Source organism: Pseudomonas sp. UTLPPB19802 (assembly GCF_059730225.1).
Genome location: NZ_AP048545.1, coordinates 1,482,501 through 1,495,930, shown reverse-complemented (window position 1 = coordinate 1,495,930; position 13,430 = coordinate 1,482,501). Strand labels below are relative to the sequence as shown.

General features: G+C 56.4%; 10 protein-coding genes, 4 tRNA genes and 2 rRNA genes (1 of these 16 only partly in view). All 16 read right to left on the bottom strand.

What is annotated here, in order from left to right; all coding sequences use genetic code 11:
* Positions 1-29 precede the first annotated feature (29 nt).
* Positions 30-4,103 carry a DNA-directed RNA polymerase subunit beta gene (rpoB, locus tag AC6I6U_RS06755; RefSeq protein WP_186683174.1) on the bottom strand — a complete coding sequence of 1,358 codons (4,074 nt, stop codon included), beginning with the start codon at positions 4,101-4,103 and terminating at the stop codon, positions 30-32.
* A gap of 220 nt (positions 4,104-4,323) precedes the next feature.
* On the bottom strand, positions 4,324-4,689 hold the full coding sequence (gene rplL, locus AC6I6U_RS06750) for a 50S ribosomal protein L7/L12 (protein WP_041074960.1): 366 nt from the start codon (positions 4,687-4,689) through the stop codon (positions 4,324-4,326).
* A 79-nt stretch (positions 4,690-4,768) separates the two neighbouring features.
* Entirely contained in the window at positions 4,769-5,269 is a 501-nt protein-coding gene (rplJ, locus tag AC6I6U_RS06745; protein WP_497881241.1) for a 50S ribosomal protein L10, read from the bottom strand.
* 198 nt (positions 5,270-5,467) lie between these two features.
* Entirely contained in the window at positions 5,468-6,163 is a 696-nt protein-coding gene (rplA, locus tag AC6I6U_RS06740) for a 50S ribosomal protein L1 (protein WP_497881240.1), read from the bottom strand.
* Positions 6,163-6,594: a 50S ribosomal protein L11 gene (gene rplK, locus AC6I6U_RS06735; protein WP_003210097.1), complete on the bottom strand. Its 432-nt coding sequence runs from the start codon at positions 6,592-6,594 to the stop codon at positions 6,163-6,165. The genes rplA and rplK overlap by 1 nt, the downstream gene beginning before the upstream one ends.
* A gap of 117 nt (positions 6,595-6,711) precedes the next feature.
* On the bottom strand, positions 6,712-7,245 hold the full coding sequence (nusG, locus tag AC6I6U_RS06730) for a transcription termination/antitermination protein NusG (RefSeq protein WP_010443972.1): 534 nt from the start codon (positions 7,243-7,245) through the stop codon (positions 6,712-6,714).
* Between the two features lie 9 nt (positions 7,246-7,254).
* Positions 7,255-7,623, bottom strand: a complete 369-nt coding sequence (secE, locus tag AC6I6U_RS06725) for a preprotein translocase subunit SecE (protein WP_010443973.1) — start codon at positions 7,621-7,623, stop codon at positions 7,255-7,257.
* 45 nt (positions 7,624-7,668) lie between these two features.
* Positions 7,669-7,744: transfer RNA gene (locus tag AC6I6U_RS06720), tRNA-Trp, on the bottom strand.
* Positions 7,745-7,848: 104 nt separating this feature from the next.
* Positions 7,849-7,924 (bottom strand) — tRNA-Thr (locus AC6I6U_RS06715).
* A gap of 26 nt (positions 7,925-7,950) precedes the next feature.
* Positions 7,951-8,024: transfer RNA gene (locus AC6I6U_RS06710), tRNA-Gly, on the bottom strand.
* Positions 8,025-8,050: 26 nt separating this feature from the next.
* Positions 8,051-8,135: transfer RNA gene (locus tag AC6I6U_RS06705), tRNA-Tyr, on the bottom strand.
* 142 nt (positions 8,136-8,277) lie between these two features.
* Positions 8,278-8,724, bottom strand: coding sequence for an SPOR domain-containing protein (locus AC6I6U_RS06700; protein ID WP_497881239.1), 447 nt, complete (start codon positions 8,722-8,724; stop codon positions 8,278-8,280).
* A 7-nt stretch (positions 8,725-8,731) separates the two neighbouring features.
* The gene (locus AC6I6U_RS06695) at positions 8,732-9,481 is read right to left on the bottom strand and encodes a pantothenate kinase (RefSeq protein ID WP_497881238.1); all 750 of its coding nucleotides are present in this window, start codon (positions 9,479-9,481) and stop codon (positions 8,732-8,734) included.
* Positions 9,471-10,430 (bottom strand): bifunctional biotin--[acetyl-CoA-carboxylase] ligase/biotin operon repressor BirA, encoded by a 960-nt coding sequence (birA, locus tag AC6I6U_RS06690; RefSeq protein WP_497881237.1) that lies wholly within the window; start codon positions 10,428-10,430, stop codon positions 9,471-9,473. Before birA ends, AC6I6U_RS06695 begins: the two co-directional genes overlap by 11 nt.
* Before the next feature lie 338 nt (positions 10,431-10,768).
* Positions 10,769-10,884 (bottom strand): 5S ribosomal RNA (gene rrf, locus AC6I6U_RS06685).
* Positions 10,885-11,033: 149 nt separating this feature from the next.
* Positions 11,034-13,430, bottom strand: a 23S ribosomal RNA gene (locus AC6I6U_RS06680); it runs 494 nt beyond the window's last position.

Sequence of the window (13,430 nt, the reverse complement as noted above, 5' to 3'; positions counted from 1 at the left end):
TACCGCCCCGCTCTCGATCGCGTCACGTGTTATTCGGTTTCCAGATCGATATCGATGCCGAGGGAACGAATTTCCTTGATCAACACGTTGAAAGACTCGGGCATGCCCGGCTCCATACGGTGATCGCCGTCCACGATGTTTTTGTACATCTTGGTCCGACCGTTCACATCGTCCGACTTCACTGTGAGCATTTCTTGCAGAGTGTATGCGGCACCGTACGCTTCCAGTGCCCAGACCTCCATCTCCCCGAAACGCTGACCACCGAACTGCGCCTTACCACCCAGCGGCTGCTGGGTAACCAGGCTGTAAGAACCGGTAGAACGAGCGTGCATCTTGTCGTCTACCAAGTGGTTCAGCTTCAGCATGTACATGTAGCCAACGGTAACCGGACGCTCGAACTTGTTGCCGGTACGGCCGTCGAACAGCTGCATCTGGCCGCTTTCTGGCAGGTCAGCCAGTTTCAGCATGGCCTTGATTTCAACTTCCTTGGCACCGTCGAACACTGGGGTAGCCATTGGAACGCCGCCCTTCAGGTTCTTCGCCAGATCCAGGATTTCCTGGTCGGAGAAGCTGTCCAGCTCTTCGTTGCGACCGCCGATCTCGTTGTAGATCTCGTGCAGGAACTTACGCAGGTCAGCGACCTTGCGCTGCTCTTCGAGCATGCGGTTGATCTTCTCGCCCAGGCCCTTGGCCGCGAGGCCCAGGTGGGTTTCGAGGATCTGACCGACGTTCATACGTGAAGGTACGCCCAACGGGTTAAGAACCACGTCGACTGGAGTACCGTTGGCGTCGTGCGGCATGTCTTCGACCGGCATGATCACGGAGACCACACCCTTGTTACCGTGACGACCGGCCATCTTGTCGCCCGGCTGGATGCGACGACGGATTGCCAGGTAGACCTTGACGATCTTCAGTACGCCCGGAGCCAGGTCATCGCCCTGCTGCAGCTTGCGCTTCTTGTCTTCGAACTTGTCGTCCAGCAGACGGCGGCGATCAACGATGTAGGCCTGGGCCTTCTCGAGCTGCTCGTTCAGAGCGTCTTCGGTCATGCGCAGCTTGAACCACTGGCCATGCTCGAGACCGTCGAGAACTTCGTTGGTGATCTCCTGGCCTTTCTTCAGGCCTGCACCGCCTTCGACGGTGTGACCAACCAGGGCCGAACGCAGACGCTCGAAGGTCGCGCCTTCAACGATGCGGAACTCCTCGTTGAGGTCCTTGCGGATCTCGTCGAGCTGGCTCTTCTCGATGGACAGGGCACGGCTGTCACGCTCAACGCCATCACGGGTGAAAACCTGGACGTCGATGACGGTACCCTTGGTGCCGGTTGGCACGCGCAGGGAAGTGTCTTTAACGTCGCTGGCCTTCTCACCGAAGATTGCGCGCAGCAGCTTTTCTTCCGGAGTCAGTTGGGTCTCGCCTTTCGGAGTGACCTTGCCAACCAGGATGTCGCCAGGGCCGACTTCGGCACCAACGTAGACGATACCGGCTTCGTCCAGTTTGTTCAGCGCAGCTTCACCCACGTTCGGGATGTCTGCGGTGATTTCCTCTGGACCAAGCTTGGTGTCGCGGGCCACACAGGTCAGTTCCTGGATGTGGATCGTGGTGAAGCGGTCTTCCTGAACAACGCGTTCCGACAGGCAGATGGAGTCTTCGAAGTTGAAGCCGTTCCACGCCATGAAGGCGATGCGCATGTTCTGACCCAGTGCCAGTTCACCCATGTCGGTGGACGGGCCGTCGGCCATGATGTCGCTACGCTGAACGCGATCACCCTTGCTCACCAGCGGACGCTGGTTGATGCAGGTGTTCTGGTTCGAGCGGGTGTATTTGGTCAGGTTGTAGATGTCGACACCGGCTTCGCCTGGTTCAACTTCGTCATCGGCAACACGAACCACGATACGGCTGGCATCGACGGAGTCGATCACGCCGCCACGACGAGCCACGACGCAAACGCCGGAGTCACGGGCAACGTTACGCTCCATACCAGTACCGACCAGCGGCTTGTCGGCACGCAGGGTTGGTACAGCCTGGCGCTGCATGTTCGAACCCATCAACGCACGGTTGGCGTCGTCGTGCTCGAGGAACGGAATCAGCGACGCAGCAACCGAAACTACCTGCTTCGGCGAAACGTCCATCAGGGTGACGTCTTCCGGCGCCTTGACGGTGAATTCGTTCAGGTGACGAACGGCTACCAGCTCGTCGACCAGCACTTTCTGTTCGTTCATGGTCGCCGAAGCCTGCGCGATCACGTGATCGGCTTCTTCGATGGCGGACAGGAACACGATGTCGTCGGTGACCACACCCTCTTTAACCACGCGGTACGGGCTTTCCAGGAAGCCGTACTGGTTGGTGCGGGCATAGGCCGCCAGGGAGTTGATCAGGCCGATGTTCGGACCTTCAGGGGTTTCGATCGGACATACACGACCGTAGTGGGTCGGGTGTACGTCACGGACTTCGAAGCCTGCGCGCTCACGGGTCAGGCCACCTGGGCCGAGTGCGGAAACACGGCGCTTGTGAGTGATCTCGGAGAGCGGGTTGTTCTGGTCCATGAACTGCGACAGCTGGCTGGAACCGAAGAACTCCTTCACCGCCGCAGCCACTGGCTTGGCGTTGATCAGGTCTTGCGGCATCAGGCCTTCGCTTTCAGCCATCGACAGACGTTCCTTGACCGCGCGCTCAACACGCACCAGGCCAACACGGAACTGGTTCTCGGCCATCTCGCCGACGCAACGTACGCGACGGTTACCCAGGTGGTCGATGTCGTCGACGATGCCTTTGCCGTTACGGATATCGACCAGGGTCTTGAGAACCTCGACGATATCTTCCTTGCACAGCACGCCCGAACCTTCGATCTCGGTGCGACCGATACGACGGTTGAACTTCATGCGGCCAACGGCGGACAGGTCGTACCGCTCGGCGCTGAAGAACAGGTTGTTGAACAGGGTCTCGGCAGCATCCTTGGTTGGCGGCTCGCCAGGACGCATCATGCGATAGATCTCGACCAGCGCTTCCAGTTGGTTGCTGGTGGAGTCGATCTTCAGGGTGTCGGAGATGAACGGACCGCAGTCGATGTCGTTGGTGTACAACGTTTCGATACGAACGACCTGCGCCTTGGCCATCTTGGCCAGCAGTTCGGTGTTCAGCTCGGTGTTGCATTCAGCCAGGATTTCACCGGTAGCCGGGTGCACGATAGCCTTGGCGGTAGTACGGCCGAGGACGTAGTCCAGCGGTACTTCCAGCTCTTTGACACCGGCCTTTTCCAGCTGGTTGATGTGACGAGCGGTGATACGACGACCCTGCTCGACAATAACCTTGCCGTTGCCATCCTGGATGTCGAGAACAGCGATTTCACCACGCAGGCGCTGAGGCACCAGCTCCAGGCTCAGGGTCTCGCCCTTAACGTGGAACACGTTGGTGGTGTAGAACGCATCGAGAACTTCTTCGGTGCTGTAGCCCAGCGCGCGCAGCAGCACGGAAGCTGGCAGCTTGCGGCGACGGTCGATACGCACGAACACGCAGTCTTTCGGGTCGAACTCGAAGTCCAGCCACGAACCACGGTAAGGAATGATACGCGCGGAGTACAGCAGTTTGCCGGAGCTGTGCGTCTTGCCGCGGTCGTGGTCGAAGAACACGCCCGGGGAACGGTGCAGCTGGGAAACGATTACGCGCTCGGTACCGTTGATAACGAAGGTACCGTTCTCAGTCATCAGGGGGATTTCACCCATGTAGACTTCTTGCTCTTTGATGTCCTTGATCGCTTTGTTCGACGATTCTTTGTCGAAAATGATCAGGCGCACTTTCACCCGCAGCGGAACCGCGTAGGTTACACCGCGCAATACGCATTCCTTGACGTCAAAGGCCGGTTCGCCCAAACGATAGCCAACGTACTCCAGAGCAGCGTTGCCGGAGTAGCTGATGATCGGGAAAACGGATTTGAAGGCCGCATGCAGACCGACGTCACGGAACTGGTCCTTGGTCGCGCCCGCCTGCAAGAATTCGCGATACGAATCCAGCTGGATAGCCAGGAGGTACGGTACGTCCATGACGTCCGGCAACTTGCTAAAGTCCTTGCGGATACGTTTTTTCTCAGTATATGAGTAAGCCATCAGCGTTCCCCAGCTTGGTCACCTGCTTGTTTGGCTTCTCCCGACGGGAGCAGCCAGAAAATCGTGCAGACCCCTTGGTCTGCGCCACCACTTCGGGTGGGTGAAGCACGTTAATGGCGCCGACCGAGCCGGTCGCCAATAACGGAAAAAGGCCGGTGGCAAGAGCCACCAGCCATCAGCCTTTCGCTTAACGCTTGGGCCGGAGACGCAAGGTCTGAGCTTACTTGAGCTCGACTTTGGCGCCTGCTTCTTCCAGCTTCTTCTTGGCGTCTTCAGCAGCTTCTTTCGAAACGCCTTCAGCGACAACCTGAGGAGCGCCGTCAACTTTCTCTTTGGCTTCTTTCAGGCCCAGACCGGTCAGTTCACGAACGGCCTTGATCACGTTGACTTTCTTCTCGCCGGCTTCAACCAGGACAACGTTGAACTCGGTTTGTTCTTCAACAGCAGCGGCAGCAACAGCTGGGCCAGCCGAAGCGGCAGCAGCGGTAACACCGAAGGTTTCTTCCATCGCCTTGATCAGCTCAACGATTTCCACTACGGATTTCTGGCCGATCGCTTCGATGATTTGTTCGTTAGTCAGAGACATGACTCAATTCCTGAATTGGGGGACAGCCTGCAAGGCCATCGAAATAAACAAAAATACGCGAGAGAGGAAGTGCTCAGCCTCAGGCTGCTGCAGCTTCTTTCTGGTCGCGAATTGCCGCCAGAGTACGAGCCAACTTGCTGGTAGCGCCTTGAATCACGCTCATCAGCTGAGAAATTGCTTCGTCGCGGGTCGGCAGAGTTGCCAGTACGTCGATCTGATTCGCTGCGAGGAACTTGCCCTCGAACGCAGCTGCCTTGATCTCGAACTTGTCCTGACCCTTGGCAAACTCTTTGAAGATACGGGCAGCAGCGCCCGGATGTTCGTTGGAGAATGCAATCAGGGTCGGGCCGGTGAACACGTCGTTGAGGACACTGTATTCAGTGTCGGCAACAGCGCGCTTGAGCAGGGTGTTACGTACGACACGTACGTATACGCCAGCTTCACGAGCCTCTTTACGGAGTCCGGTCATTGCGCCTACTGTTACGCCACGGGCATCAGCCACGACAGCGGACAGAGCGACTTTGGCAGCCTCGTTGACTTCAGCGACGATGGCCTTCTTGTCTTCGAGATTAATTGCCACGGGTTTAACTCCTGCTTGTTACCGTTTCATCAGGCCAGGGCCTGATGTCGTTTTGGTGTCTGATTCGGTAAGGAACCGGGAGCACCATCTGCGTAGGCTTGAGGTTTAAGGCTTTCGCCGCCTACGGTCTTGGATAGCCCCCGCCAGGCAGGGACCCCAATTTTTCAATGAGGGCAATCGCTTGCCCCCATGCTTGTCTTACGCGTCCAGCGAGCTTTGGTCGATGACCAGACCTGGGCCCATGGTGGTGCTCAGGGTAACGCGCTTGACGTAGATACCTTTCGAGGAAGCTGGCTTGATACGCTTCAGGTCAGCGATCAGGGCTTCAACGTTTTCCTTCAGCTTGACGGCGTCGAAGCCGATCTTGCCAACGGAAGTGTGGATAATGCCGTTTTTGTCGGTGCGATAACGAACCTGACCAGCCTTGGCGTTCTTGACAGCGTTGGCGACGTCTGGAGTTACGGTACCGACTTTCGGGTTAGGCATCAGGCCGCGTGGACCCAGAACCTGACCCAGTTGACCTACAACGCGCATTGCATCCGGGGAAGCGATGACGACGTCATAGTTCAGGTCGCCGCCTTTCATTTCGGCAGCCAGGTCATCCATACCAACGCGGTCGGCGCCAGCAGCCAGAGCAGCTTCAGCAGCTGGACCCTGGGTGAACACGGCAACGCGAACGGTCTTGCCAGTGCCGTGTGGCAGCACGGTAGCGCTACGTACGACCTGGTCGGATTTACGTGGGTCAACGCCCAGGTTTACAGCAACGTCAACGGACTCGCTGAACTTGACAGTCGACAGCTCGGTCAGCAGAGCAGCGGCGTCTACAAAGCTGTAGGCCTTGCCTGCTTCGATTTTGCCGGCGATAGCCTTTTGGCGCTTGGTCAGCTTAGCCATTACACACCCTCCACGTTAAGGCCCATGCTACGAGCAGAACCGGCGATGGTACGCACGGCTGCATCCATATCAGCTGCAGTCAGATCGGCGTTTTTGGTTTTCGCGATCTCTTCCAGCTGGGCACGGGTCACGGTGCCAACCTTAACAGTGTTAGGACGTGCGGAACCGCTGGTCAGGCCAGCAGCTTTCTTCAGCAGAACCGAAGCCGGAGTCGACTTGGTTTCGAAAGTGAAGCTACGGTCGCTGTAGACAGTGATGATCACTGGAGTCGGCAGACCTGGCTCGATACCTTGGGTACGGGCGTTGAAGGCCTTGCAGAATTCCATGATGTTCACGCCGTGCTGACCCAGAGCTGGACCGACGGGTGGGCTAGGGTTGGCCTGGGCGGCCTTCACTTGCAGCTTGATGTAAGCGGTAATCTTCTTGGCCATGAGGCACTCCAATTACGGGTTCGAACGCCTCGAGAGGCTCCCCGGTTACTTGCGCGTTTATCCCAGTGACGACAAAACCCCACAGCCTTGGACTGTGGGGTTGGGATGCTTGCCCAGCTAGACCTTTTCGACCTGGCTGAACTCCAGCTCCACCGGAGTAGAGCGACCGAAAATGAGCACCGCGACCTGGATCCGGCTCTTTTCGTAGTTAACTTCTTCGACTGTGCCGTTGAAATCTGCGAACGGACCGTCGGTAACACGTACCACTTCGCCCGGCTCGAACAGAGTCTTTGGCTTGGGCTTGTCGCTACCATCGGCAACGCGACGCAGAATGGCCTCAGCCTCTTTGTCGGTAATTGGCGCAGGCTTGTCGGCAGTACCACCGATGAAACCCATCACCCGAGGAGTATCCTTGACCAAGTGCCAAGTACCCTCGTTCATATCCATCTGTACCAGCACATAGCCAGGGAAGAATTTGCGCTCACTCTTGCGCTTCTGGCCATTACGCATTTCCACTACTTCTTCAGTAGGGACCAGAATTTCGCCGAAGCCATCTTCCATGCCTGCCAGCTTTACTCGCTCGATCAACGAGCGCATGACATGCTTCTCGTAACCGGAGTAAGCATGCACAACGTACCAACGCTTAGCCACGGGACACCCTTAGCCAACAATCAAGGAAACAATCCAGCCGAGCAGGGAGTCGAGACCCCACAGCAGCAACGCCATAACCAGGACCACAGCCACGACAATCAAAGTGGTCTGGGTGGTTTCTTGGCGAGTCGGCCATACGACTTTACGAATCTCGGTGCGGGCTTCCTTGAGCAGTACGAAGAACGACTTGCCCTTGGCAGTCTGCAGGCCCACATAGGCAGCGACAGCAGCAATGACGAGCAATGCAAGTACGCGATACAGGATCGGCGACCCAGCGTAATACTGGTTACCCACCACACCAACAACCACCAGCGCGACTACAACGAGCCACTTGAGAAGATCTAAGCGAGAGCCTTGGGCTTCGGTGTTGGTGGTCATCTACGAGGATCCTGTGAGAAGAAAGCCAGACACATCGAGTGAATCTGGCAGGTCAGGAGGGAATCGAACCCCCAACCTACGGTTTTGGAGACCGTCGCTCTGCCAATTGAGCTACTGACCTAAAACTTGAATCAGGCCGACCATTATGCCGACCAGACAGAGACATTGCAACAACTACAACCACTTAAAACAAAGGCGGATATTTGCATATCCGCCTTGTCTGTATGGAGCTCTTGAGCGGATTTGAACCGCTGACCTCACCCTTACCAAGGGTGTGCTCTACCAACTGAGCTACAAGAGCGAAACACTTTGCAAAACCAGAAAACTTGGAGCGGGTAGCGGGAATCGAACCCGCATCATCAGCTTGGAAGGCTGAGGTTCTACCACTAAACTATACCCGCGGAGCTTGCTGCTTCCGCTGAAATTATGGTGGAGGGAGAAGGATTCGAACCTTCGAAGTCTGAGACGTCAGATTTACAGTCTGATCCCTTTGGCCGCTCGGGAACCCCTCCAATGTGAGACGCATTCTACATCATGCTGAACCTCTGTCAAGCAATTTCTCATTTAAAATTATGAGGTTAGTTGCATTGACGCTGCTTCGTGGCTAATCCCTCTAGAGGTCTTCGCTGCGGAGCGGGCGCCATTCTATGCAAACTATTCGACACCTGCAATACCCTCGCACAACATTATTTTATGTTTTAACTCATTGAATTCTTTAACAAGATTCTGCAGCTGCGCATCGTCCAGCAAACGCCGGCTCTCAGGCGCGACACGAACCCAATAGCCAGGTGAATCGGGAACATTCACGCGCTGCACCCTGGTCTTGATATCCAGGCCCTGCAGGCGCTGCTGGATCGACTGGGCCACCTCCTGGCGCGACACCCCACCCAGGTAAAGGCATTCCAACTCGGCGTCCTGATCCTTCGCAGCCGTTTTACGAGCACCGGCGTTATCCGACTCGCTCAACAGCTGGATATCCTGGTGACCGCTACGATACAGCGACAGTGGAGCCACCTCCTTGGCCTTCAGGGGAGCTTCCTGCTGATGCCAGACGTAATAGACACCATTGAGCACCAGCAACAGCAGAAACAGCCAACGCATATGAACCTCAACTCAACGGGCAGGCTATCGCCAAGCCGACAAATACCAGATCGGGCACCCAGCGAGCGCCGGGCACCATCTCGTTGACCAGCACTGCGTCACCTCCAGTGAGGAACACCTTGAAGTCATCCCCCCAATACTCACGAGCCTGCTGCAGCTGGGTCAGGATAAATCCGCGCAGCATCAACAAGCAGCCACGCTCTACCGCTTCTACAGTTTCCCGCCCCGGGGCCAGGCTGGCCAATGCTCGCTCGGCAGCGACATCGTCGTAACGGATACGTCGAGTATGGGTACGCAACTGGTTACGCATCAACTGCATTCCAGGACAAATAAAGCCTCCCAGGTGCAAACCGTCCGCATCGATGAAATCAGCAGTGACTGCAGTCCCCAGATCCAGCACCAGGCAAGGACCGCCAGCTAGACGAAAGCCGCCCAGCATCGCCAGCCAACGATCGAGCCCCAGGCGCTCATGTGCCCTGTAGCCATTGCGTACGCCCGCCATTTCCTCGGCAGGCTGCGCACACGCGACGTCAACCCCAAAGGCATCGGAAAGCGCCGCAACCAGGCGGCGAGTCTCGTCCTCCGTGCGCACGCTGACCAGACGACACCAAACCAGAGCCAGGCCGGCCTCTTCGCGAAGGCGCTGCAGCAACGCCAGATCCGAATCGACAACTCCGCCAGCCACCACATCCAGACAACTCGTCCGGATAATGCGCCATTTAATGAAGCTGTTCCCGCAATCGAGCTCAAGAATCATCGCGCAACCTCAGGCTGAGCTCACCACCACTGAAGATTCTCTCGACACCGTCGACCTTCAGGCGCAGCGCCCCCTGCTGATCAATGCCCAAGACGGTGCCATTGACACTCTTGACGCCGGCAACCAGGGACACTTCCCGCCCCTGCCAGAGGTGATTGCGCTCCCACTCTGCCTGTATGGCGGAAAAACCAGCCTCCCGATGCAGTTCCAGGTATTCCTGGAGCTTTTGACTGAGAGAGGAGACCAGCCGATTACGATCGACAGAGTGGCCCGACTCGGCCCGCAGGGACGTCCAGGGCTGATCGATCTGCTCGGCGACCTGCATGTTGGCGTTGATGCCGATACCCAACACCACGTGACAGACATCTGCGGGATCACCGACCAGCTCCAACAGGATGCCGGCGATCTTCTTGCGCCCGACCAGGACGTCATTTGGCCACTTCAACCCTACCCCTGCCAGCCCGTGCTCACGCAGGGCATGCAGGACTGCCAGGCCAACGACGAGGCTCAGACCTTCGAGCTGGCGCATGCCGCCATCGATCCTCAACAGCAGGCTGTAATAGATGTTTTCCGCAAAAGGACTGATCCACTGCCGCCCACGACGACCACGGCCGGACGACTGACGCTCGGCAACGACAATGAACGGCGCAGGCGTGCCCTGATCAACCAGCCGCAATGCCTCGGCATTGGTCGAATCAATGGAGTCATAGACACGTACAGGCCAGGCAGGAGAAGGCCCGGCCCCTGCTATTGCCTGCTCATCGAGCAGGATCAGAGGAGAAGCCAGTTGATAACCACGTCCACGAACCTTGTGGATCGACAGTCCGAGTTCCGCCTCCAACTGCTGAAGTTGCTTCCACACCGCGCTGCGACTGACGCCCAACGCAGCCCCAAGCGCCTCTCCGGAGTGGAACCGGCCGTCTTTCAGGAGTTTTAACAAGGTCAGCATGCAGATTTCGCCTCACAATGAGGCACGCATGATAGCCATGAGCCGGTTCATTGCATAGAAAACATGGGCAGGAGGGGCTGGGGTTGGGGCTGCCTTGCAGCCCAGCGGGGCGGTGCGGCGTCCCGACAAGCCCCCTTGGGTCTTGTGTCGGTTGTGGCGGCCTCTTCGCGGGCAAGCCCTGCTCCTACAGACGGGTGGCGAGCACAACCTGTATGGACGACGAAGTATTGTAGGAGTAGGGCTTGCCCGCGAAGAGGCCCTCAAGCTCCGCACCGGACTTGCCAACGCCACAAAGACAAAACCCCAACCGCTTTCGCAATTGGGGTTTTGGAATTTAATCTTGACGATGACCTACTCTCACATGGGGAAACCCCACACTACCATCGGCGATGCATCGTTTCACTTCTGAGTTCGGGATGGGATCAGGTGGTTCCAATGCTCTATGGTCGTCAAGAAATTCGGTAGCCAGCTCGTAGCCCTTGCGGGTCACGCTCCAGCGAATTCGGGTATGTGATTCAGGTATTTGTGCGTTGCAAACTTTCGGTTCACTTCGTCTTCATATACCGCAATCTGCTCATTCGACGCAAATTGCTTGGGTGTTATATGGTCAAGCCTCACGGGCAATTAGTATGGGTTAGCTCAACGCCTCACAGCGCTTACACACCCCACCTATCAACGTCGTAGTCTTCGACGGCCCTTCAGGGAACTCAAGGTTCCAGTGAGATCTCATCTTGAGGCAAGTTTCCCGCTTAGATGCTTTCAGCGGTTATCTTTTCCGAACATAGCTACCCGGCAATGCCACTGGCGTGACAACCGGAACACCAGAGGTTCGTCCACTCCGGTCCTCTCGTACTAGGAGCAGCCCCTCTCAAATCTCAAACGTCCACGGCAGATAGGGACCGAACTGTCTCACGACGTTCTAAACCCAGCTCGCGTACCACTTTAAATGGCGAACAGCCATACCCTTGGGACCGGCTTCAGCCCCAGGATGTGATGAGCCGACATCGAGGTGCCAAACACCGCCGTCGATATGAACTCTTGGGCGGTATCAGCCTGTTATCCCCGGAGTACCTTTTATCCGTTGAGCGATGGCCCTTCCATACAGAACCACCGGATCACTAAGACCTACTTTCGTACCTGCTCGACGTGTCTGTCTCGCAGTCAAGCGCGCTTTTGCCTTTATACTCTGCGACCGATTTCCGACCGGTCTGAGCGCACCTTCGTACTCCTCCGTTACTCTTTAGGAGGAGACCGCCCCAGTCAAACTACCCACCATACACTGTCCTCGATCCGGATAACGGACCTGAGTTAGAACCTCAAAGTTGCCAGGGTGGTATTTCAAGAATGGCTCCACGCAAACTGGCGTTCACGCTTCAAAGCCTCCCACCTATCCTACACAAGCAAATTCAAAGTCCAGTGCAAAGCTATAGTAAAGGTTCACGGGGTCTTTCCGTCTAGCCGCGGATACACTGCATCTTCACAGCGATTTCAATTTCACTGAGTCTCGGGTGGAGACAGCGCCGCCATCGTTACGCCATTCGTGCAGGTCGGAACTTACCCGACAAGGAATTTCGCTACCTTAGGACCGTTATAGTTACGGCCGCCGTTTACCGGGGCTTCGATCAAGAGCTTCGCGTTAGCTAACCCCATCAATTAACCTTCCGGCACCGGGCAGGCGTCACACCCTATACGTCCACTTTCGTGTTTGCAGAGTGCTGTGTTTTTAATAAACAGTCGCAGCGGCCTGGTATCTTCGACCGGCATGGGCTTACGGAGCAAGTCCTTCACCCTCACCGGCGCACCTTCTCCCGAAGTTACGGTGCCATTTTGCCTAGTTCCTTCACCCGAGTTCTCTCAAGCGCCTTGGTATTCTCTACCTAACCACCTGTGTCGGTTTGGGGTACGGTTCCTGGTTATCTGAAGCTTAGAAGCTTTTCTTGGAAGCATGGCATCAACCACTTCGCGTCCTAAAGGACACTCGTCATCAGCTCTCGGCCTTAAGATCCCGGATTTACCTAAGATCTCAGCCTACCACCTTAAACTTGGACAACCAACGCCAAGCTGGCCTAGCCTTCTCCGTCCCTCCATCGCAATAACCAGAAGTACAGGAATATTAACCTGTTTTCCATCGACTACGCTTTTCAGCCTCGCCTTAGGGACCGACTAACCCTGCGTCGATTAACGTTGCGCAGGAAACCTTGGTCTTTCGGCGTGGGTGTTTTTCACACCCATTGTCGTTACTCATGTCAGCATTCGCACTTCTGATACCTCCAGCAAGCTTCTCAACTCACCTTCACAGGCTTACAGAACGCTCCTCTACCGCATCACTTACGTGATACCCGTAGCTTCGGTGCATGGTTTGAGCCCCGTTACATCTTCCGCGCAGGCCGACTCGACTAGTGAGCTATTACGCTTTCTTTAAAGGGTGGCTGCTTCTAAGCCAACCTCCTAGCTGTCTAAGCCTTCCCACATCGTTTCCCACTTAACCATGACTTTGGGACCTTAGCTGACGGTCTGGGTTGTTTCCCTTTTCACGACGGACGTTAGCACCCGCCGTGTGTCTCCCACGCTCGGCACTTCCAGGTATTCGGAGTTTGCATCGGTTTGGTAAGTCGGGATGACCCCCTAGCCGAAACAGTGCTCTACCCCCTGGAGTGATACGTGAGGCGCTACCTAAATAGCTTTCGAGGAGAACCAGCTATCTCCGAGCTTGATTAGCCTTTCACTCCGATCCACAGGTCATCCGCTAACTTTTCAACGGTAGTCGGTTCGGTCCTCCAGTCAGTGTTACCTAACCTTCAACCTGCCCATGGATAGATCGCCCGGTTTCGGGTCTATACCCAGCGACTAAACGCCCTATTAAGACTCGCTTTCGCTACGCCTCCCCTATTCGGTTAAGCTCGCCACTGAATATAAGTCGCTGACCCATTATACAAAAGGTACGCAGTCACAGAACAAAGTCTGCTCCCACTGCTTGTACGCATACGGTTTCAGGATCTA

Coding starts and splice junctions, on each gene's coding strand:
- secE (WP_010443973.1), bottom strand. CDS start 7,623: ATGACCACCAACACCGAAGCCCAAGGCTCTCGCTTAGATCTTCTCAAG.
- AC6I6U_RS06700 (WP_497881239.1), bottom strand. CDS start 8,724: ATGCGTTGGCTGTTTCTGCTGTTGCTGGTGCTCAATGGTGTCTATTAC.
- rpoB (WP_186683174.1), bottom strand. CDS start 4,103: ATGGCTTACTCATATACTGAGAAAAAACGTATCCGCAAGGACTTTAGC.
- rplA (WP_497881240.1), bottom strand. CDS start 6,163: ATGGCTAAGCTGACCAAGCGCCAAAAGGCTATCGCCGGCAAAATCGAA.
- rplL (WP_041074960.1), bottom strand. CDS start 4,689: ATGTCTCTGACTAACGAACAAATCATCGAAGCGATCGGCCAGAAATCC.
- rplK (WP_003210097.1), bottom strand. CDS start 6,594: ATGGCCAAGAAGATTACCGCTTACATCAAGCTGCAAGTGAAGGCCGCC.
- AC6I6U_RS06695 (WP_497881238.1), bottom strand. CDS start 9,481: ATGATTCTTGAGCTCGATTGCGGGAACAGCTTCATTAAATGGCGCATT.
- birA (WP_497881237.1), bottom strand. CDS start 10,430: ATGCTGACCTTGTTAAAACTCCTGAAAGACGGCCGGTTCCACTCCGGA.